Source organism: Crocinitomix catalasitica ATCC 23190 (assembly GCF_000621625.1).
GTDB lineage: Bacteria > Bacteroidota > Bacteroidia > Flavobacteriales_D > Crocinitomicaceae > Crocinitomix > Crocinitomix catalasitica.
Genome location: NZ_JHXV01000024.1, coordinates 55,403 through 77,902, shown reverse-complemented (window position 1 = coordinate 77,902; position 22,500 = coordinate 55,403). Strand labels below are relative to the sequence as shown.

At 35.1% G+C, this 22,500-nt stretch carries 16 protein-coding genes; 7 read left to right on the top strand and 9 right to left on the bottom strand.

Annotated features, from left to right (window positions below; all coding sequences use genetic code 11):
- Positions 1-49 precede the first annotated feature (49 nt).
- From porM (T367_RS0113960) to topA, 8 genes are all read right to left on the bottom strand, one after another.
- Complete coding sequence (porM, locus tag T367_RS0113960) at positions 50-1,762, bottom strand: type IX secretion system motor protein PorM/GldM (RefSeq protein ID WP_027420410.1); 1,713 nt, start codon at positions 1,760-1,762, stop codon at positions 50-52.
- Positions 1,763-1,872: 110 nt separating this feature from the next.
- The gene (gene porN, locus T367_RS24055; RefSeq protein WP_072032209.1) at positions 1,873-2,880 is read right to left on the bottom strand and encodes a type IX secretion system ring subunit PorN/GldN; all 1,008 of its coding nucleotides are present in this window, start codon (positions 2,878-2,880) and stop codon (positions 1,873-1,875) included.
- 20 nt (positions 2,881-2,900) lie between these two features.
- Entirely contained in the window at positions 2,901-4,640 is a 1,740-nt protein-coding gene (gene porM / locus T367_RS0113950; protein WP_027420409.1) for a type IX secretion system motor protein PorM/GldM, read from the bottom strand.
- 55 nt (positions 4,641-4,695) lie between these two features.
- Positions 4,696-5,544, bottom strand: a complete 849-nt coding sequence (porL, locus tag T367_RS0113945; protein WP_027420408.1) for a type IX secretion system motor protein PorL/GldL — start codon at positions 5,542-5,544, stop codon at positions 4,696-4,698.
- A 54-nt stretch (positions 5,545-5,598) separates the two neighbouring features.
- Entirely contained in the window at positions 5,599-7,176 is a 1,578-nt protein-coding gene (gene porK, locus T367_RS22440) for a T9SS ring complex lipoprotein PorK/GldK (RefSeq protein WP_051568559.1), read from the bottom strand.
- 110 nt (positions 7,177-7,286) lie between these two features.
- Entirely contained in the window at positions 7,287-8,258 is a 972-nt protein-coding gene (locus T367_RS0113935; protein ID WP_072032208.1) for a PorP/SprF family type IX secretion system membrane protein, read from the bottom strand.
- 125 nt (positions 8,259-8,383) lie between these two features.
- Positions 8,384-9,550 carry a formimidoylglutamase gene (locus T367_RS0113930; protein ID WP_051568558.1) on the bottom strand — a complete coding sequence of 389 codons (1,167 nt, stop codon included), beginning with the start codon at positions 9,548-9,550 and terminating at the stop codon, positions 8,384-8,386.
- Between the two features lie 43 nt (positions 9,551-9,593).
- On the bottom strand, positions 9,594-11,897 hold the full coding sequence (topA, locus tag T367_RS0113925) for a type I DNA topoisomerase (protein WP_027420405.1): 2,304 nt from the start codon (positions 11,895-11,897) through the stop codon (positions 9,594-9,596).
- A gap of 324 nt (positions 11,898-12,221) precedes the next feature.
- Here topA and miaB point away from each other — a divergent pair, with 324 nt between their 5' ends.
- The 7 genes from miaB (at position 12,222) to groL (ending at position 18,865) form a co-directional block, all read left to right on the top strand.
- Positions 12,222-13,655 carry a tRNA (N6-isopentenyl adenosine(37)-C2)-methylthiotransferase MiaB gene (gene miaB / locus T367_RS0113920; protein ID WP_211252712.1) on the top strand — a complete coding sequence of 478 codons (1,434 nt, stop codon included), beginning with the start codon at positions 12,222-12,224 and terminating at the stop codon, positions 13,653-13,655.
- A 1-nt stretch (position 13,656) separates the two neighbouring features.
- Positions 13,657-14,898, top strand: coding sequence for a sigma-54 interaction domain-containing protein (locus T367_RS0113915; RefSeq protein WP_027420403.1), 1,242 nt, complete (start codon positions 13,657-13,659; stop codon positions 14,896-14,898).
- A gap of 27 nt (positions 14,899-14,925) precedes the next feature.
- Positions 14,926-15,426: an LPS assembly lipoprotein LptE gene (lptE, locus tag T367_RS0113910; protein ID WP_157454243.1), complete on the top strand. Its 501-nt coding sequence runs from the start codon at positions 14,926-14,928 to the stop codon at positions 15,424-15,426.
- Complete coding sequence (locus tag T367_RS0113905; protein ID WP_027420401.1) at positions 15,423-16,418, top strand: tetratricopeptide repeat protein; 996 nt, start codon at positions 15,423-15,425, stop codon at positions 16,416-16,418. Before lptE ends, T367_RS0113905 begins: the two co-directional genes overlap by 4 nt.
- 13 nt (positions 16,419-16,431) lie before the next feature.
- Positions 16,432-16,773 (top strand): preprotein translocase subunit SecG, encoded by a 342-nt coding sequence (gene secG / locus T367_RS22435; RefSeq protein WP_072032207.1) that lies wholly within the window; start codon positions 16,432-16,434, stop codon positions 16,771-16,773.
- Positions 16,774-16,936: 163 nt separating this feature from the next.
- Entirely contained in the window at positions 16,937-17,203 is a 267-nt protein-coding gene (locus tag T367_RS0113895) for a co-chaperone GroES (RefSeq protein ID WP_035844108.1), read from the top strand.
- 27 nt (positions 17,204-17,230) lie between these two features.
- On the top strand, positions 17,231-18,865 hold the full coding sequence (gene groL, locus T367_RS0113890) for a chaperonin GroEL (protein WP_027420399.1): 1,635 nt from the start codon (positions 17,231-17,233) through the stop codon (positions 18,863-18,865).
- A 372-nt stretch (positions 18,866-19,237) separates the two neighbouring features.
- On the opposite strand, the gene T367_RS0113885 is transcribed toward groL, so the two are convergent.
- Positions 19,238-22,408, bottom strand: a complete 3,171-nt coding sequence (locus T367_RS0113885) for a SprB repeat-containing protein (protein ID WP_027420398.1) — start codon at positions 22,406-22,408, stop codon at positions 19,238-19,240.
- Positions 22,409-22,500 lie beyond the last annotated feature (92 nt).

Sequence of the window (22,500 nt, the reverse complement as noted above, 5' to 3'; positions counted from 1 at the left end):
ATTTCAATTTTAGTCTAATAAAAAAGGGAGGTTTAATCCTCCCCTTTCCTTATCTCACAGTAAATAAAATTCCTTTTTCTTTTGTAATAAGATCAGGTGTTTCGTATTTAACAGTGACCATTACTTGTTTACCACTTGACTGTTGTAATACTTTTCTCGCATTTTCATCGATTCCGCCCCCTGGTAAAATCTTACCTTTTAACATCAATCCACTCGCAGAAATTGTTCCACCTAAAATAGGAAAATTGACACCAGTTAGATTCACACTATTGTCATATCTGGTGCTTGTTCTTGTTTGCGCCACAGCAGTTCCACGGGATACAGTTTGTCCATTTTTAATCGATCCAAGATACAATTCAGGATCAGGTAAAGGTTTGACGTCAAACGAATAGGTTCCAACATTTATACTTGAGCCATCATCTCTTCTAGCGATTACAGAAATCGTTGCATTTCTTACACCAGAATTTGGTAATGCAATCCATTTACCACCTTCTCTAACAATTCGACAACCATTTCCTTGTAAGCTGATACTTTCGTTAGGAAAGCCAGAAGCAGTTCCTTCCACCTCATTTTTAAAACCACGGTATAGAATTCGCATTTGAGGCAATGAAACAATCCCTGTAGGTTGGCCTACTGTATAATCAAACTCCCAAGGTTTCCATGCTATTTTCCCTCTTTCCTTTACACCAATTACACCCTTTACTTTGTGTAAACCTGCTGAGGCACCACTTAAAGAAAATGGTCCTTGTGTTTCTTTCCAGCGTTCAGGAATAGTATCCTCATCCATGCCATATCGAATGATATTAGATTCTGTCGAATCATAAGCCGCAATCAAAACATTTAATTGCAATGAGTCACCTTGATTAATATAACCTTTTGCTGCCATTGCCATTGGTTCAATCTTGTTTATATAGTATGGTGCTTCTTCAATTTTAGCCAACATGAATTCAGTTGCCATTGCTTGCGCATTTTTAATATCTACTTTAAACGAAGTAAACATAGCTGCTGCTGCAACAATTGGCGCATGATTAAATGTAACTGACGACCAAGGCAAATCTTGTTGTTCACCATCATCATATAGCATTTCAGGTATCGTAAGCGATTTATAAAATTGTGCGAGCTTAACAGTATCTTTCGGATTTGCAGATTTGAGCGCCTCTGTTAATCCATTTACATTATCAGGTGGCGTAAAAGACCATATACTATTGGCTTCAGTATAATTAGCCATTGCTTTTAAAACACGATCTCGATAATTGTGAATCTGTAGGCGAACGTTTAAGCCACGTTCATTTGGCTGTTTAGGATTCCCACCAACAAACATACGGGTTGGAATATCATAATTATCCTTCGAATTAATATCTTTTAAGGGTTCTAGATACATTATATTGCCTGATGCATCAAAAGCCTTGTCTGACACCCACTTCTTCCCTTCAGAAGCTTCTATCATACTATTACACTCGGATAATAAAAAGCTTACTGTCTCATTGGATAATGCTTTTAATGAGTCAGCTTTATTATTCCACAAATTAAAGGTTGTTAGGTCTGACTTATTCGCTAATAAAGTCATCTTTTTCATATTGAAGGCGGCGTGATCATCTTCAATTTTATTATCAATAATTTTAGAACTAGCATCTAGTTTATCATTAATGGTTACAAATGCGGAAATCACTTCTTTTGATACATTCAATGCAAGTAAAGCAGTTAATACCAAATACATCATTCCAATCATTTTTTGTCTAGGTGTTTCTTTTCCTCCGGCCATATCTTTGTTTTTTTAAGGTTTAATAGGCTAATACAGGAAAGGAAAAAAAGTAACAAAAAAAAGAGGCTAACTTTTCAGTTAGCCTCTTTTTAATGATTTGATCGAAATCTTTAGAAACTCCAAAGGTCGTGTTCGAAATTAGCAATTTTCTCTTTAATTTTTTCAGCTTCAAGCAGGGCGTCAACGCCAGCTCTATAACTGTCTACACTTCGATCATAAATATTTGTTTCTTTATAGATTGTACTTTGGAACATTCTTTTCCAAAATAAATCATCAAAAGACATTCTTTGTGCATCATTGTGTCTACTTTGAACAAAAAAGTTCTGGAACACATATCTACATTCAGGAAAGTACAACCAGAATAATTCTCTAAGCCCACTTATATTACCATTTTGATCACGGCTATATACTACTGGTGCGATACCAATAATTCTACGATCCATAACAGAACGTTCTTTATCGAAAAAGAAATCTTCTTTAATTCGGTATTGAACGATATCCTTTGATGTATACCAAATTGTATCACTTGGAGGATAAACAGCCTCCATAAATCCAGTTTCTGGATTTTCTCTTAATGAATCTTCATCTGGGTATACATAACTTTTTAATGGTTCCGCGAAAGGATCAACTTGTTCACTACCCATATAAATGAATGCGCGTTCACGAAATTCCTTATCCGTAAAATAAGTACCATTTGGCAAATTCGAAACAACTGGATACTTGAACATATCACCATCCACCCATTGTTCCCAATTAGGATTGAATGGAGAGTAGATTGTTAAATCACCCGTCATAACATGATGACGTATAATTGTCCAAAGACTCCAACGTGTTGTATTTTTTTGCCACATACCATTTTGAAGATCATCCAACGGATAATAAAGTGGATGGTTAAACTTTTCACGTAAGTCAACAAAACTCCACACTCTTCGTGCCCAAGTCACATCAGCTTCACGAACAAAATCATAAGGTACTACCTTTTTGGTAGGAATATGTTCTTGTACATAAACCCCGTCTAATACACCGGGTGCTGGACTAGCAATTGGTCCACGAATGTCTGGTTGTGCATAAGCTACAACCACACTCAACATCACTAAAGAAAAAATTAATCTTTTCATAACTCACGTTTTTAATTTGATTATTTTGTTTGGAACACCAATGCTGTTCTTTTAGAAACACCATCCGGTCCAGAGTAATTAACCAATAAAGTCACCTGTTTTCCTTTTGATTGACTTAAAATACTTTTCGCATTCGAATCAAGATTACCACCACCGGTGATTTTACCTTTTCTCATGATTCCATCAACTGATACTGTACCACTTGTAATTCTAAATGATACGTTAGTCAAAGGAACACTTTCATCGTAACGACAGTTTACTCTACCTTGCGCTTTCACGTTAGATAAACCTGGAGATTGACCTTGAGAGATCCCCCCTAAGTACAATCCTGGTGTAGGTAAGGCTTTTACTTTAAATTTAAAAGCTCCTAAAGAAACACTACCACCGTCATCTTTACGTCCACTAACACTAATTGTAGCTTCACGAACACCAGATCCAACTTTAGCAATGTATTGAGAACCTTTTTTAACAAGTTGACAACCACTTCCAGTTAAAGTAACTTTATCTGCGGGGAAACCAGAAGCCGTACCTTCAACTACGTTATCATACCCACGGTATAAAACACGCATTTCTGGTAATGCAACAATTCCCATTGGTTGTCCAACTGCATAGTCAAATTCCCAAGGTTTAGCAACAGGTACACCACGTTGTTTCACGTAAATTACACCTTTAATTTTATGCTGACCTGGTTGGTCACCACGAATTGCGATACTACCGTCAGCTAAATTAGTTGCAGGTAACCAATTGTCCATATTCGCTGTATCAGCATCTTGTCCCCATTTAACATCAGGAACAGTAGTTGAATCATAAGCAGCGATCATAACTCTTAATTTAAGAGAGTCACCTTGGTTGATATACCCTGTATTTGCAAATGCCAAAGGTTCAATTTTATTGAAATCGAATTCTTGAACATCTACTTTAGTCAACAAGAAATCCGTTGCCATTGATTCAGAGTTTTTAATATCCAATTTAAGCGCCGTTAACATTGCTGCTGCCGCAACAATAGGAGCGTGATCAAACATTGCAGAAGGCCATGGAACATCATTTGAAACACCATGAATTCTTTGCTCAATTTTCTCAGGAATATCTAAAGATCGCATAAATGCAGCCAATGAAGACGTATCTTCAGGGTTTGCAGTTTTAAGTGCTTCAGCTAAACCGTCTAACGACTCAGGAGCTGTAAACGTATATTTCTTCTTTTTCGGAACATCTTCATAAGTTGCCATAATCTCTGCTACTGAGTTACGGTAAGCTATTACAGAATCACGAATATTTAATCCTCTTTGCACTGGTTGTTGAGGATTACCTCCAATAAACATATTAGTTGGAATATCGTAATTATCCATACCTAAAATGTCTGCCAAAGGTTTAAGTTCAAAAATCAAACCTTCTTCGTCCGTACCGTCTTCAGCGATCCAATCAGCCCCTTCCGAGGTTTTGATCATTTCATTTGCTTCAGATAATAAAAAACTTACAGTTTGCTTTGTTCTTTTTTCAACTCTCAAAGCTCTATCTCGCCATTCTTCAACAGCTGCAACGTCACCTTTTTGAGCTCGTACTGTAGTAATTTTCTTCTCGAAAGAAGTATAATTACTTTGATTGTTTAAGTTGATGATATTGGCACTTCTATCCAACTTATCATTGATTGTTACGAACGCAGCAATTACCTGTTTCGAAACGTTCAGTGCAAGAAGGGCAGTCAGTACGAGGTACATCATACCAATCATCTTTTGTCTAGGGGTTTCTTTTCCTCCTGCCATGATTTATCTATTTTTTTTGATTTAACATTTAATTAATAATCCCGATGGACCTCAATTAATCTCTAGATACAGTCATAGCTTTTAGCATATTACCATAAACTTGATTTAAATCAGTTAAGTTTTTAGATAACATGGCCATATTTTCTTTGTACAATTTAGTATCTTCAACTGAATCACTTAAGTTAGACATCATTTCTGATACTTGACTTTGGAATTTCTCAGTTGATTCTAAATGTGCACTAGAACCTTTTAATTGTAATTCGTAAACATTATTTAAAGCAGCTAAATTTGTAGATACTTTTTGCATTTGCTCACCGAAAGAAGCACCTTCATCAGCAGTAGAAGTTAATCCTAAAATTGAAGCTGAAGCTTTTTCATAAGTTGAAGATAAACCTTTCATTTGCTCAGAAGCATTTTCAAGACTTGATACATAGCTATCAGTTGCTGCAGCAGCACCTGAAACAGCTTTTAAACCTTCTGCATTATCACTTAAAGTACGGATTCCGTCGCCTAAACGATTTAATAAAGCTGCATCAATTTTAGCTTCTTCTAATAGGCTATCGAATTGCTCAGTAATACCTGTAACAGTACCACCTCCACCACCGCCACCGCCGTGTGTAAGTCCTGATTCGCCTTTTTCATCTAAATAAGCATGTAAATCAAAATCATCATCGTGTGCCAATGCTAATTCTGGGTATACTAATTCCCATTTAGGATCTTCGTGTAATGGTTCAAATGCCGAGAAAACGAAAATTATTGCCTCTGCACTTAATCCAATTACAAGCATTGGACCTGCTCCGGGCCAGTGCATAATTTTAAATAATGCTCCGACAATTACGACTGCTGCACCGATACCGTACAGTTTCGCCATAAATAATTTCCACTTTTTAGTTCCTGGTCTCATAGTTCCTTGCTTTTAGTTTGTTATTAATTTATTTATTTGGTTATTATTGATTTACTATCTTAATTCTACATCAGAACGCAGTTCATTTCCACCTTCAGAATCGTAGTCAGCTCCACCTCTACCAATATGTGATTGTACACATCTGAATCCTACATAAGACTTTGCAGTATCCTGGTATTCGTAAGTTCGTGTACTATTCTGCAAGTAGTATCCTATATCTTTCCAAGAACCTCCTCTTATCACTTTTCTTTTCATTACTGGTGGATCCCAATCTAAAGCATTATATCTATACTCAGGACTAAGGTCATGTGAGAATTCATAAACAGATTCGTCAAAAGCTGTTTCTGTCCATTCAGCAACATTACCAGCCATACAATATAAACCGTAACCATTTGGATTGTAAGAGTAAGCTTTTACAGTGTAGAAACCTCCATCATCAAAGTATCTACCTCGCATTGGTTTAAAGTTACCTAGCATACAACCACCAGAGTTTCTGATGTAAGGCCCACCCCAAGGATAAGGACTTAACTTTAAGTTACCTCTTGACGCATATTCCCACTCACCCTCATTCGGCAATCTGAAATCTTGTACCCAAGGCAAACCAACAGAAGCTAACCAACTATTCAATTTTTGTGTTCTCCAAATACTAAAAGCACGTGCTTGAACCCAAGTTATACCAACTACAGGATAATTGTCATAAGCTGGGTGCCAGAAATACATATTAGTCATTGGATCATTAAACGAATAAGTAAAGTCACGAATCCAACATAAAGTATCCGGATAAACATTAATTACTTCTTCAATAATAAAACGACCTCTATCTTCATGTGCACGAATCGCATTATTCTGTCCGATTTTATTGAAGTAACCTAAATCCATATCTTGTCCAACTGGTTCAGTTGTAAAAGGATTATCTGGGTTTTTCAATTCACGGTGTTGTGGATCTAAATTAGGATTCGTTGCATCACCGTCACGGTTATAACCATTACGAACAATATTTACACGACCTTTTTTAGCAGCTTCATTTAAATCAATCCAATAGTATTTGAATTTCAATTTACGCACATCAATATCACGACGCTTGTAAAATCTTTCATTCGAACGAAGGTATAAATCAGAAATTAATGGAATAATCTCCTCATCATCAATCCCTCTTACTTTCCATGAAAGTGAGAATTTCTCTCTATTCAAGTAAGTTTCAGATGGATCAAATTCTTTCCACTCCAGATTCTCTTCATCATAGAAAACGTCAGGATGACTTAACATGTCCCCTATCAATTCTTCTTCAATAGAATTGTTACCAGTTGGATCCAAGTTTTCGTAGATCCTCTCCAAGAAAATTGAATCTCTCACCCAATGAACGAATTCACGATACTCGTTATTCGTTATCTCAGTTTGATCCATGTAGATAGCTGGAATAGATACTACTTTAGATCGAGACTGATGCAAGAATGGCACATCTTGATCCCCAGATCCCATTGTATAGGAACCCGAAGGAATATAAACCATTCCGAGTGGAATCTCTGGAAAAAACGCTTTTCTTCCCTGCACACCGGTCAAGTGACCAGTACCTGTATTACAGCTTGAAATCAACACTGCAATACCTACTACAAAAACCATTAATTTTTTCATGCTACCTTTTGTTTTTCTACCAATTTTTACCTTCCGACTATCAGGACTTAATAAGGGTTAGGTCTTCTATTAACGAGTGTGAGTAAAATTGGTTACAAAAATATTTTAAATTATTGTAAAATAAACGGGTTTCCATGTCTTGCAATTGCAGGAGCTGGAGGGAACATACAATAATTCAACATTAACTCATGCGTTCCTTTACCATAAGTGTTTAACGCATTCGTCATAATATCAAACGAATAACCTATTTTAAACATGTTTGTATTGACATTATCACTTGGTGAGAACGCGTAACCAACCATAATACCGATTGCATCGATATATCTATAAGTTACACCTGCCCACAAGAATGAATATTGATTCATCCAAAAATCAGCCATAACATTCACATCAAAAACCATTGTAGAACCATCAGCCTTTAATAAGACACTAGGCTTTAAATCAATTCTTGATCCACCTGTTAATTTTGACAAATCGTAATTATATCCACCATAAACATAGTAATGTCTTGCAACACTATAAGAAATAGTTTGAAGATTTGCTGGTGCTAAATGTGTAGAAGATATTCCAATGTAGTAGTTATCATTACTTGTCCAATACAGACCAAAGTTCATGTCAAAACCAGTACCTGAAACTCCTGCAACTGGAAGACTCGCATCAAAATCGTTTGTTGGAGGAACCCATGCTGGATTATACCCAACATTCACCAATCCTAAACCAACACCACCACTCAATGTACCGAAGGCAGTTGGAAAATGGTATGCACCGTTTACAATTAATTGATTATTTCTTTGGAATCCGATTGCATCATTAGAAACAGACAATCCTAAACCAATAACACCAGGTCCAATTTTTAATCTCTGCATATTACCTTGTACATTTAACAAAGTAGTATTTGGCGCATCAACAACATTATCCCACTGGTTTCTATAAATCAATGTCCCACAATACCCTTTAAAACCTGTTGTTGCAGGATTATAAGACATACGATCGAACATGTAGTGCGTATACTGTTTATCTTGTTGCCCATGGGCAATTCCGATTGTAAAGCAGCATAAAATAAAAGATAAAACTTTCTTCATAAATTAGTTTTTTCAATACCATTTAACGTCAGAACACTCCAACAAGGGGCTAAAATAAATAAAAATTATCAAAAACGATATTTTTTTATCAAAGTATTTTATTTTTTTATCACCCCAAATAATGATTAAGTCAATTTTTTAAAGGCATGGTACCATAAATTAGGTACATCATTCTTTAATGCATTTTGATAATCCTCATAATTACAAGGGACTAGCAAGTGTCTTTGGTATTTTGATCCGATCGATTTTGGATAGGGAACTTCCATCCACCATCGACCACTTTTATTTGATTTATAGAATACAATTTCATCTTTAAAATCATCTAATGAAACTGAATATTTAATGTAGTTCACTTTACTGCCTATAGGGTAGTCATTCTTACGTTGGTTATAGCCTTCAATAAAATACCACAACATTTGCGCCATTAAATTCAAGTCGTTCTTCGAATCAATGCTTCTATTATTGAAATTAAAAATACCTAAACTCGTGAGTTTATCACTAAATCCGGCATATCTCATTATTTTACAAGCATCCTCACCATAGAATCCATTGGGTAAAAATTTATTATTGTTTTGATAATCCGAACTTCTTATTGCGTTCATATCAAAGCTGAATAAATCAGCATTTCTGATTAATGGTTCAACAAACTTTGCATTACCATAATACTCACCTAATCTAAAGGTATCAAAATACAATTGTTCCATTAAATCTAATTGTGGCTTAGGAACTAAATAAGATTGGTATCCGAGAAGCGAATAGTTAAACAGATAATTTGGCTTGTGTAACATCAATTTATTCAACCATGCATCAGCTCCAATTGGAGACTCAACATCTCCAAGATCTAATCCTGGATCAACACTTATAACATTAATCGTCTGTTCTAGCTTTTCATATGCTTGATAAACTGCATAAGTTAAGTCTTGAGTTCCTCCGATTACGATAGGCAGAACATCATTCTTCACCAATTCGGACACCACTTCTTTTAAAGCATTATATGTATCACTGATTTCAAGTCCTGGTTGAATGACGCCTAAATCAAAAAACTCGTTTGTCCAGTCGCCATTGTATAGGTTATAGAAACTTTCTCTGAATTGATTGATCCACTCACTATTTTTTTCAGAAAATGGCTCTGCACTGTTCCTGTATTCCGGAACAAATAATAACGCAATACTATTCGCTGACGGAAGTATAAAATCTTTAGCTGAGCTAAAATTAACCTTCGCCCCTATTTGATCTTCTTCAAAATTGTCATTTGAATAAAAATCACTGAAATAGATGCTAATATCTTTCATTCAATCCTATGCTTTTAACCGTGAAAATTATAAATAGCTTAAATTATTTTTTCTTTTTACCTCTTGGCTTTGGTTGATTTTTAGAAATCTCAACACATTCTTCATAAGATAAATTCGCAGGTTCAACATCCTTTGGAAGTTTGAAGTTTTTCTTGCCAATTTTCAAATAAGCACCATAACGACCGTTCAACAATTGCATGGTTTCATCTTCCTTGAAGGATTTAATAAATTTATTTCTATCATCTTCTCTCTTCTCCTCTATCAATTCAATTGCTCTTTCAATTGTCATTCCTTCAATAGAATCTCCATTTGCTTCTTTTATAGATACAAAAAGTTTATCTAATTGAACATAAGGGCCGAATCTACCTTTATTTACTTTAACATCAACATCTTCATATTGACCTATCACTTTAGGAAACTTGAATAACTCAAGCGCTTCTTCAAGTGTAATAGTTTGAATACTTTGATCTTTTTGAATAGATGCGAATTTTGGTTTATCCTCATCGTCTTGCTCTCCAATTTGAACCATTGGTCCAAAACGTCCAATTCTTGCGATCACATTCTTTCCTGATTTCGGATCAACACCTAAAGTTCGTTCTCCTGAAGCACGTTCAGAATTCTCTAGTGTATCCTCTACTCTTAAGTGGAATGGCTTGTAGAACTCTTCCAACATTTTAGTCCACTTCACTAATCCTTTCGCAATATCATCAAATTCCTTTTCAACTTTAGCCGTAAAGTTAAAGTCCATAATTTGATCAAAGTGCTCAATTAAAAACTCTGTTACAACACGTCCGATGTCAGTTGGAACCAATTTACCTTTATCGCTACCTGTTTTCTCTTTTTTCTCAGTTGTCTTGATAGCTCCATTTTTCAATTCTATCTGGGCATATTTTCTATCGACACCATCTCTAATACCACGTTCAACATAAGCTCGTTTTTGAATTGTAGAGATTGTAGGTGCATAAGTAGAAGGTCTACCGATTCCTAATTCTTCCAATTTCTTTACCAAACTTGCTTCGACATATCTTGCTGGAGGTCTAGAAAATCTTTCTGTTGCAGCAATATAATCTGTAATCAATGCATCACCTTCATTTAATGGTGGTAATAAACCATCCATCTCTTCGTCCTCATCGTCAATTTTAGATTCTAAATAAACTTTTAAGAACCCTTCAAACAAAACGATTTCACCAGTTGCTGTAAACTCTGTACTTTTTGGTCCAGCGATTTTAATTACAGTTCTCTCTAATTTAGCATCCGCCATTTGTGATGCGATAGATCTTTTCCAGATCAATTGATATAATCTTTCTTCATCATTCTCTGCAGTTACTGTATGATTTGCAAAGTTGGTTGGTCGGATTGCTTCGTGTGCCTCTTGTGCTCCAGAAGCTTTATTTGTATATTTTCTAAATTTAAAAAACTCAGAACCATAAGCCGAAACAATTTCATCTTGCGCTGCGTCAATTGCAGTTTGAGAAAGGTTAACAGAATCTGTTCTCATGTAAGTGATATGCCCAGCCTCATAGAGTCTTTGTGCAACAGACATTGTTCTTGAAACAGAAAAACCTAATTTCAAACTAGCCTCTTGTTGTAATGTTGAAGTTGTAAATGGAGCTGTTGGACTCTTTTTAGCAGGTTTTTTTGTTATTGCATCCACCTTAAAGTCATAATCCACACAAGACTCAATATAAGCTTCTGCAGTTTTTTTATCCTCAAATATTTTATTCAATTTCGCCTTAAGATTAGCAGTACCAACTTTAAATTGCGCATCTGTTTTAAAACTACTATCAGATAAAAATTTCTCAATTTCTTGTTCTCTTTCAACCACTAATCTTACTGCAACTGATTGCACTCTACCAGCAGAAAGCGATGGTTTTACTTTTCTCCATAATACGGGAGATAATTCAAACCCAACCAATCTATCCAATACTCTTCTTGCTTGTTGCGCATTTACCAAATCCTGATCGATGTCTCTAGGATTTTGAATTGCATTTAATACAGCTTTCTCTGTAATTTCGTTGAAAGTAATACGTTTATAGCCTTTTTTATCCAATCCAAGCGTTTCTTTTAAATGCCAAGAAATAGCCTCTCCCTCACGATCCTCATCCGATGCTAGCCAAACTTCATCAACTAATTTAACTTGTTTCTTTAGTTCACTTATGATTTTTTTCTTGTCGGTTGACACAATATAGGTTGGTGCAAAATCATTCTCTACATCAATTGACCCATCTCCTTTCGCTAAATCGCGAACATGTCCATAACTAGACATAACGATAAAATCTTTTCCTAAATATTTTTCTATTGTTTTTGCTTTTGCAGGTGACTCGACTATTACAAGATTTTTTGCCATATCCTTAAATTCCCTCTTTAATTTTTGACGTTCTTTTTTTATGAAACGCTGTCCCCAAAATTAGAAATGAAAATCCATTTAGTGGAAAAAAAAATACAAAAAATAAAATTTCACTCCCTTATTATGAAATAATAAAAAAATCAACCCTACAAACTCTAATTGTATTTTTCTTGTAAAATTTTATTTACACATCATTATTTACAACCCATGCAATCGATTCATTAGCGATTAACAGAAATTAACTTCTGCCAGTTTGGCAGATGAAAGTTTTTATGCTTAAATTTGCACAAAATCGAAGGAAGAGTAATGGATAATGATAAAATAATTGAAAAAACGATTGACGAATCTATTCAAGGTTCTGCAACGATGTTAAATACTAATCTAGCTGCGGAAAAATTTTCTAATGGTAAAAAATTATACTTAGAAAGTTACGGTTGTCAAATGAATTTTTCGGATAGTGAAATCGTTGCATCAATTTTAACAGATAAGGGATTTTCAACGACTAGAAATGCGGAAGAGGCTGATGTTATTTTAATGAATACATGCTCTATTCGTGAAAATGCTGAACAGCGAGTAAGGAACAAGCTGAGCCAATACAATAAACGTAAAAAACAAAATCCTTCATTGGTTATTGGTGTTTTAGGTTGTATGGCTGAGCGTTTAAAAGATAGCTTATTAGAGCAAGAAAAATTAGTTGATTTAGTCGCTGGACCAGATTCGTACCGCGATTTACCTAACTTAATTGAAGAAGTTGAGAGTGGACAAAAAGCAGTCAATGTTTTATTGTCACGAGAAGAAACTTATGCAGACATTTCACCTGTTCGACTTGGTTCAGGAGGTGTAACAGCATTTATTTCAATCATGCGTGGTTGTGATAACATGTGTTCGTTTTGCGTTGTACCATTTACAAGAGGACGTGAAAGAAGTCGAGATCCTAAATCGATTGTACAGGAAGCTTCTGATTTATTCGACCAAGGCTACAGAGAAGTTACATTACTAGGACAAAATGTAGATAGTTATAAATGGAATATCACAAAGAAGGGAGAAATTATTAATCCAGACGAACCTGTTGTAACGTTCGCTAATTTGATGGAAAAAGTTGCATTAGTAAATCCTGATTTAAGGATTCGCTTTTCTACTTCACATCCTAAAGACATGATTGATGATGTTTTGCATGTAATGGCGAAATATGAAAATATTTGTGACTACATCCACTTACCGGTTCAATCTGGAAATACTGAAGTTTTAAAGAAAATGAACAGAGGTTATACTAGAGAATGGTATATGAACAGAATTGATGCGATTAAACGTATCATTCCTGAGGCTGCAATTTCGACAGACATCATTACAGGTTTCTGTGGTGAAACAGACGAACAACACAAGGATACTTTAACATTGATGAGTGAAGTTGGTTATGATTTTGCATACATGTTCTTCTATTCGGAAAGACCAAAAACATTAGCTGAGCGAAAATTCGAAGATGACATTCCTGAAGCGACTAAAAAACAAAGATTATACGAAGTACAAGAGTTACAAGCCGAATTATCTTTAGCAAGTAATAAAAAAGCTGTTGGTAAAACTTATAAAGTATTGATTGAAGGAATTTCAAAAAGATCTGATGAAGAAGTTTATGGTCGAAATTCACAAAACGTAACAACTATTTTCGCAAAAGACGATTATAAACCTGGTGATTACGTCAATGTTAAAATTACAGATTATACAAGTGCAACCTTAAGAGGTATTGCAGTAAAAGCATAAAATGGATACACAACAAATTAAGCAACGATTTGGTATAATCGGCAATTCGACCGCATTAAATCAGGCTTTGAATGTTGCGGTTCAAGTCGCCCCTACGGATATTAGTGTATTAATAACAGGCGAGAGTGGTACAGGAAAAGAAGTAATGCCAAAAGTGATTCATCAATTAAGTGCCAGAAAGCATGGTGCTTATATTGCGGTGAATTGTGGTGCTATTCCAGAGGGAACGATTGATAGTGAATTATTCGGGCATGAAAAAGGCTCCTTTACAGGTGCACATGATCAACGTAAAGGATATTTTGAGGTAGCCGATAAAGGAACCATTTTTTTAGATGAAGTTGCTGAATTACCTTTAACAACACAAGTTCGTCTATTAAGAGTATTGGAAACGGGTGAATTCATTAGAGTTGGTTCATCAAAACCAATCAAAACGGATGTTCGAATTATTGCTGCAACCAATGAAAACATGCCGCAAGCGATTAGTACTGGTAAGTTTCGAGAAGATTTATTCTATCGTTTAAGCACTGTTCCGATTAACCTACCTCCCCTTAGACAGCGTAAAGATGATATTCATTTATTATTTAGAAAATTTGCGGCTGACTTTGCTGAAAAATATAGAATGCCTCCAGTTAAACTGAGTGATTCTGCTGTAGTGATGTTATCTAACTATAACTGGCCTGGTAATATTCGACAATTAAAAAACGTCACAGAACAAATTTCAGTAGTAGAGAATGCTCGAGATATTGATGGTGAAATACTAAATCATTATCTACCCGATTACGCAAAGACAAATCTACCTGTACTAGCGAACGATCAATCTAGCACAAGTTTAAACGAACGAGATTTACTTTACAAAGTTCTTTTCGATATGAGAAACGACTTGACCGAGTTAAAAAAACTTGTGATTAAGGTAATGAAAGGAGATCAACAAGATTTGAGTACTGAGGATCGATCTGCCATTATAGAAAAGCTATATAAAGATATTTCTCCTTCAGGAAATAAACTACTTGAAGATTCATATTCAAGTGTAAAAGAAGAACAAGCGCCAATTGTTGCGGATTTTGATAATGATTTTGAAGAACATATTGAGGTAGAGGAATCTTTATCTCTTGAAGATAGAGAAAAAGAACTTATTCAAAAAGCGTTAGAGAAACATAGAGGTAAAAGAAAGTATGCTGCGCAAGACCTCGGTATTTCTGAAAGAACCTTGTACAGAAAAATAAAAGAATACGATTTAAAATAAGCGAATCTTACGAACGTTGATATAATTATGCAAAAATCATTTAAATATTTAATCCTACTTCTCATTTTTAATTTGGGATGTGTATCGGTTAAATATTCGATGGTTGACGGAAGTATAGATGCTGAAACCTTCAACGTAGATTTATTTGAAGAAGCCGCACCAAATGCACCTGCAGGATACGGTGCCACCTATGCTGACTTTTTAAAAGACTTTATCATTTCAAGATCGAAATTAAAACTTAACCAAACAAAGTCTGACATTAGCATTAGTGGTAAAGTCACTTATTATAATACGAGTCCCGTATCTGTTCAATCGAATGAGGTTGCTGCGTTAAATAGCTTAACAGTACGTTTAGATGTTATTGTAATTAATAGCAAGAACCCCGATCAAAGTTTTGAAGCTAGTTTTAGTCAGTTTTCAAATTATAATTCTAGTGATGATTTATCAGTTGTAGAGGCAGAATTATTAGAAGATATTAATACGAAGTTATCGCAAGACATTATTAACCGTTTAACGAGTAATTGGTGATTTCTGGAGAAGACATATCAAATTGGATTGCTGAGCCACGCAAAATTACTCAAGCACCTGCGGAAGAACTAAGATTGTTAACTGAAAAATATCCCTATGCGAGCAGTTTACAATTGCTGTATTTGAAATTACTGGCTGACCAAAATGATTTAAAATTTGAAGCCACTCTAAAGAAAGTAGCATCAAATGTGATGGATCGAGAAAGGTTGTATGCTATCATTAAATTGGCTCCGATAGAAAAAGATATTCAAGTTGTAGCGGAGGAGACAATAGAAACGGCTATTTTAGTTGAAGAAGAAGCTCAAGTTGTAATAGATGAAGTTGAATTAATTGAGACACCAATCATTTCAGAAGAAATCGATATCCCAACAATTAATGAGATGCCAGTTGAGGAAGTTATTTCTAATATGGAAATTCCTTCAGAAAAGCTGGATAAACCGTCAGATCTTTCACCTGAGATTGAAGATGTTGTTGATCCAATACTTGAACCGATAAAAATTGTAGAAGAGCCAATTATAGAAGTTGTTCCACAAGAAAAAAAGAACATTACTAAAAAGGCTGATAATCGGATTGTAGCAGAAAAATCTGAACCTGAAGTTTTAGCGAAAGATTTAAGTTTTGTTGATTGGCTTAAATTAAAAAAACAGCAAGACAAAAAGGCTAATTCTGTTAAAAAGCCGGTTCATGTTCGTGAAAAAAGTCCAAAAAGAGAAAAAAGATCAACAGATATTTCGGCATTATTAGACAAGTTTATAGCGGAAGAACCGTCGATAAGCCGACCAACAAAAGACTTCTACAACCCTTCGTTAAATGCGAGAAACAGTGTTGAAGAGGTATCTGATTTAGTGACTGAAACATTGGCTAAAATACACGTCATTCAGAAAAATTATCGCAAAGCAATTCATGCATATGAGCAATTAATTTTGTTATATCCCGAAAAAAAGACTTTCTTTGCAAGTCAAATTGAAAAAATTAAACAAGAAATACATTAAATAAATTAATAAAATGGCCGGATTTTTAACCATAATAGTACTTTTAGCTTGTGTAGGATTAATATTATTTGTCCTTGTACAAAACCCTAAGGGTGGAGGATTAAATGCAGAATTTGGATCTGCAGTTCAATTAGGAGGCGCGAAAAGGGCTACCGATATTTTAGAGAAAGGAACATGGACTTTAGCGATTGGGATTGCTGCAGTATGTTTGATTATGGCCGCTTCAGGTGGACAATCTACAGCTGGAGCTAATGATGATCAATTTGATGCTAATTCAATGAGTGTTGAAGTAGACAATAGCGCACCTGCTGCAGGTGGAGGTTTACCAACTAATACACCAGTACCTCAGCCGTAAAAATACATTACTTAAAAAAAATGTCAGTATGTCACGCATACTGACATTTTTTTTGCTCCAAATTAGCCTCAGAATGCTATTTTGACACTTATTTAAGTCGTAATTTATTTGGCATAAATTGTGACATGATAATGGAAACAACTAATATAATAAACTAAACATTATGATAAAACCATTAGCAGACAGAGTTATTGTCGAATCTGCTCCAGCTGAGGAAAAAACAGCGAGCGGAATTATTATTCCTGACACGGCAAAAGAAAAACCATTACAAGGAAAAGTAATTGCTGTTGGTCCAGGCAAAATTGACGAGCCTATGACCTTAAAAAAGGGTGACAAGGTAATGTATGGTCAATATTCTGGAACAGAAGTTAAATTAGATGGTAAAACGTATTTAATTATGCGTGAGTCAGATATTTATGGTACTTTATAATAACTATTTTAAAAAATTAAACTAGAAATGGCTAAAGAAATAATTTTTAATATTGATGCTAGAGACCGATTAAAAAAAGGTGTTGATGCATTAGCAAACGCGGTTAAAATTACATTAGGACCTAAAGGTAGAAATGTAATCATCGATAAAAAATTCGGTGCACCACATATCACTAAGGATGGTGTAACAGTTGCTAAAGAAATTGAATTGAGTGATTCTGTAGAGAATATGGGCGCTCAAATGGTTAGAGAAGTAGCTTCAAAAACAGCTGATATTGCAGGTGATGGAACGACAACTGCAACTGTATTAGCTCAAGCAATTATTACAGCTGGACTTAAAAATGTTGCTGCCGGTGCAAATCCGATGGATTTGAAAAGAGGAATTGATAAAGCAGTTGAAAAAATTGTTGCTGATCTTAAAAAGCAGTCACAAGAAGTTGGTTCTGACAATGATAAAATTAAGCAAATTGCAACTATCTCAGCGAATAATGAAGAATCAATCGGAGCATTAATTGCGCAAGCAATGAAAGTTGTTGGGAATTCGGGTGTTATTACTGTTGAAGAAGCAAAAGGTACTGAAACTGAAGTGAAAATAGTTGAAGGTATGCAATTTGATCGTGGATATTTATCTCCCTACTTTGTTACTAATGCAGAGAAAATGATTGTTGAGGCTGAAAATCCTTATATCTTAATTTACGATAAGAAAATTTCTAATGTTCAAGAATTGTTACCTGTTTTAGAGCCGGTTGCACAATCAGGTAAATCTTTGGTTATTATAGCTGAAGATATTGATGGTACAGCACTTTCTACTTTGGTAATTAACAGGTTAAAAGGTGGATTAAAAATATCTGCTGTTAAAGCACCTGGATTTGGTGATAGAAGAAAAGAGATGTTAGAAGATATCGCAGTTTTAACTGGCGGTACAGTGATTTCAGAAGAGCGTGGATTTAAACTTGAAAACGCAACAATTGAACACCTTGGTACAGCTGAAAAAGTTGATATTGACAAGGATTCTACTACCATTGTTAACGGTCAAGGTAAAAAGGCTCAAATCACAACTCGAATCAATCAAATTAAATCTCAAATTAAGGCAACTACTTCTGATTACGATAAAGAGAAGTTACAAGAACGTCTTGCTAAATTATCTGGTGGTGTAGCTGTACTTTATGTAGGTGCTGCAACTGAGGTTGAAATGAAAGAGAAGAAGGATAGAGTTGATGATGCATTATCTGCTACAAGAGCTGCTGTGGAAGAAGGAATTGTTCCTGGTGGTGGAGTTGCACTTTTAAGAGCAATTAAAGCTTTAGATAAGCTTAAAGGTGCTAATGATGATGAAAACACTGGTATTGCAATTGTAAAAAGAGCTGTTGAAGAACCATTGAGACAAATTGTACAAAATGCGGGACTTGAAGGTGCTGTTATTGTTCAACGTGTACTTGAAGGAAAAGATGATTTTGGTTACAATGCTAGAACAAATGTTTATGAAAACTTACTAAAAGCTGGTGTTATTGATCCAACAAAAGTAACGAGAATAGCAATTGAAAATGCTGCATCTATTTCATCAATGTTATTGACTACTGAATGCGTTATTGCTGATATTCCAGAGGCTGAACCAGCTAACGGAATGGGTGGAATGCCTGGCGGTGGAATGCCGATGATGTAATGTGCATAAAAAAATGCTTGCAGTTTTGATTTAATAATTAATTATTACTAGAATTGCAATACATTTTAGCCGGTCTGTTTTTCCTTTTTGGTTTTCCAAGAAGATAGAACGGAACGACAACATATAATAATCCCGATCTTTAATTAGGTCGGGATTTTTTTTATGGGTTTTATATATTGAATTGACCTTATCGTTGGAATTTGAATGCTTAAAAACAAAGGATAATAATGCATCCTCTCGTTCACTAGTTAACATCAAACATTCGGAAGGCATTGTCCAGCGTCCGAAGAATAGCATCTAAACATCTTATCCTGTCTAGTATAACAGGCATTAAAGTCTAAAACCACCCTTCATTTTATTGACTATAATTCTTTAAGGGATATAGAATTTGAAACTAACTTCATGCGCAGGAATCTGAATGAAATATACTCCACTTGAAGCAATAGAATTTAAATCTATAGCAACATTAGCACTATTCGTTTCATATACTTGAATTAGTTGTCCATTAACACCATATAAATTGATTATTCCCATCCCTTCGATTTCACCTTCATTTTCAATGATAAATTGCTTTGACAAAGGAGCATAAAAACCTTTTAAATTAGTCGATACTTCATTGTCGACAGAAAGGTTACTCACTAAAGAAAAGCTAGAATCAAACACACAATCATTCGCATCCAAAATTGTTATTGCATATTCACCAGACGTTAAGTCATAGATGTTTTGACTTGCTTCACCGTTGGACCAACTAAAATGATAAGGAACTGTTCCTCCAGTTACTTCTATTTCAATTGCGCCGTCTACCCCAAATGAAACATCTTTCAAATCTGCTTCAATTTTAACATTTTCAGGTTCTCTGATTGTAAATGAAAACTCATTATTCCCACATAAATCATCAATATCTAATATTTGGATTGTATATGATCCAGCATTAAGATCAGCAATTAATAATGGATTTCCAGCAACAGAATTTGAATCTAAATACGTATCTGATTCTATTCGATACGTAACTGATTCTCTATCTAAATCGATATTAATAGCTCCATTATCATCACCAAAACACTTTACATTGGTCTGAGAATAGGTATAATCTTTTCCAACATGCAGCAAAAATCTTGGCGCATAAGTGGTATCGTACATTTCAAAGCTTAAACTTTCACCTTCTGCGATTAAATAGTTTATTCCTGTATAGGTATCTTCTAATTGTAAACAAGGTACATCTAACTCAAATACATGATTAAATTTCAATTCATAATTTCCATTTTCAAAAACAATAGTTCTTAAAGGAATTGACCATTCTACCGAACTTTTGTCAAATGAATGTACAATCAGATCTTTTTCTTCTGAATTATAAAATGAAACTTGCGGATAAACACCCCATCCACCCCAAAGCTTTTCAGCGTCATATTCATGCTCCATCAACTCACTTGCGCCATCCACATGTCTGATCACCGCTTCATCTATCATTTCATTATGAATCAATTGTACAGTAACACCTCTACTCAATTCTTCAGAAGCTAAAAATCTTACATCATTATTTGATTTTACACTTTCACGAATTGTCAATTCAGGGTCTTCAGCGATAGCATGCACCCAAAAAGATTGTTGTGATGCGATATATCTTGAACCGCCATTAACACTTGCTCCAGCCACATACGTTGCATACAACTGAGTGTCTGGATCCTGGATATAAGTCGCATTTGCCATGTTCGTTTTAGTCCAACCTTCAGCATCCCAATCGATAGTGGACGGATATGGATTACCAATCATATTCCAACCATCTTCATCTTCCCTACCAGAAGCGGTAAAGGTTACAGGCAAAGTAATATCCCCTTGATTAACAGGCCCAACTAAATCCACTAAAAAAGGATCAGTGTGAGTAATTGTGTCTCCTGACCATACTTGATATCCTTGACCGACATTTATCACTTGATCTGCACTGACACAAGCTACATACCCATCGCCAGGCGCTCGTGATTCGTCATATGAATAAATTGATGTAAAAGGAAAACGTGGGTATGGTGATCCGTCAAATCCTGAAGTGACAAAATCATCTAAATACTGTTCGATTCTTGGGTTCTCAACTGCTGAAGCAAAATATCTCCAATATGTTTCTCCCGCATCAATATATCGTTCCATTGTAATATCTCCAATTATTGAAGACGTAAAAGAGCAACCTGTTGCTGTCGATCCGTAAACTTCTCCATCATCTGGAGTGGGCCCGTCACTAAACAGTAAAATGGCTGACTCATCATAAATCTCATAAGAATTATCATTCTCATATGAACCGCTTGTATAATTTATTGTAAAACTATTTCCTCCAACAATTTCGAAAGTTCCGATTGACGCATCGTCTTTACAAGAAAAAACTCCAATTAGAACTCCTTCTTCAAAAACTTCTAAGTATCCCCCATTCCAACTATCTCCATAAGCGTCTTCCATTGAGATTGAATAGGTACAAGTTGTTTTTAACGCTGCAACTCTTCCGGTACCTGTTGCGTCAGAATTTATCACTAGGCTATCATTCGTATTTAAGATGCCTTTACTAACTATTAATTCATCATGTATACTTGCCTTGCGACCAGAAAATATAAGTCCAGCCGAACTATTCAAATGGACAGAACCTAAATCAGTTGGTTCCGAATTTGAAAAAACATGCGTCGCTGGTCCTACAAACTCGATAGTCCCACCTAAGTCAGTTATAAGTCCTGTATTCACAAAATCACCATTTACATCCAACTCTGAACCTGCTGCGAATGTTAACTCTCCCTCTAACTCAATATTATTACAATAAGCAAGTCCATCAATTAAAGGATTTCGTATGGCTGAAACAGGAATATTCACATTCATTTCAGCTTCTGGAACACCTGCTGTCCAATTATCATTCGAAAACCAATTTGTACTAACCGAACCTGTCCACTCTGTTTCATCTTGAAATACAAATCGAATATGTGGCTTGTAATTTCTATTTGTATTAGGATTATATCTACATGCATCGTAAAAAAACGTAAATGCACGGTATCTATAACCTCTTGTTGATGTATTTATTCTAAGTTGACCTGAATTGTTTGAACCAGCAGGAATTTGACTCCAACAAATACGAATCACAATATTATCTGAACCATTCCAATCAAATGGTGTATCTAGATCATGCATATCCCAACCACCCGCTGATGGACTATATGAGTCTATCGTTTTTACATCTGTGAAACCACCATTTGATACACCATTTGCTCTGGTTGCAGATGTATGTTTCATTTGAATCGTATAGTTTGGCATATCATAAATTGGCGCATTTGTTACATAAAAGCCCAATTTATTTATTTCGCCACTACCGATTGCTCCACCCGCTAACAATTCAGCACGTGTGTAAACAATATACGAAACAGCTGATCTTGTACTTATATTAACTGGAGTTGCTTCATCAATATCATTTGTATTTGTACCCGTTCCGATTGTAACTATTTGAGAATTAGCTAAAAACGGAAGTAAAATAGAAATGAATAGCACCTTAACTTGTAAGATTATTTTTTCATGTTTCATAAGTCTTGTCAATTATACACATCAAAAGTAAGTATATATACCTACCCTATACGCCTTTATACGGTTAAAGGTTAGTTTAAATCGACGAAGTG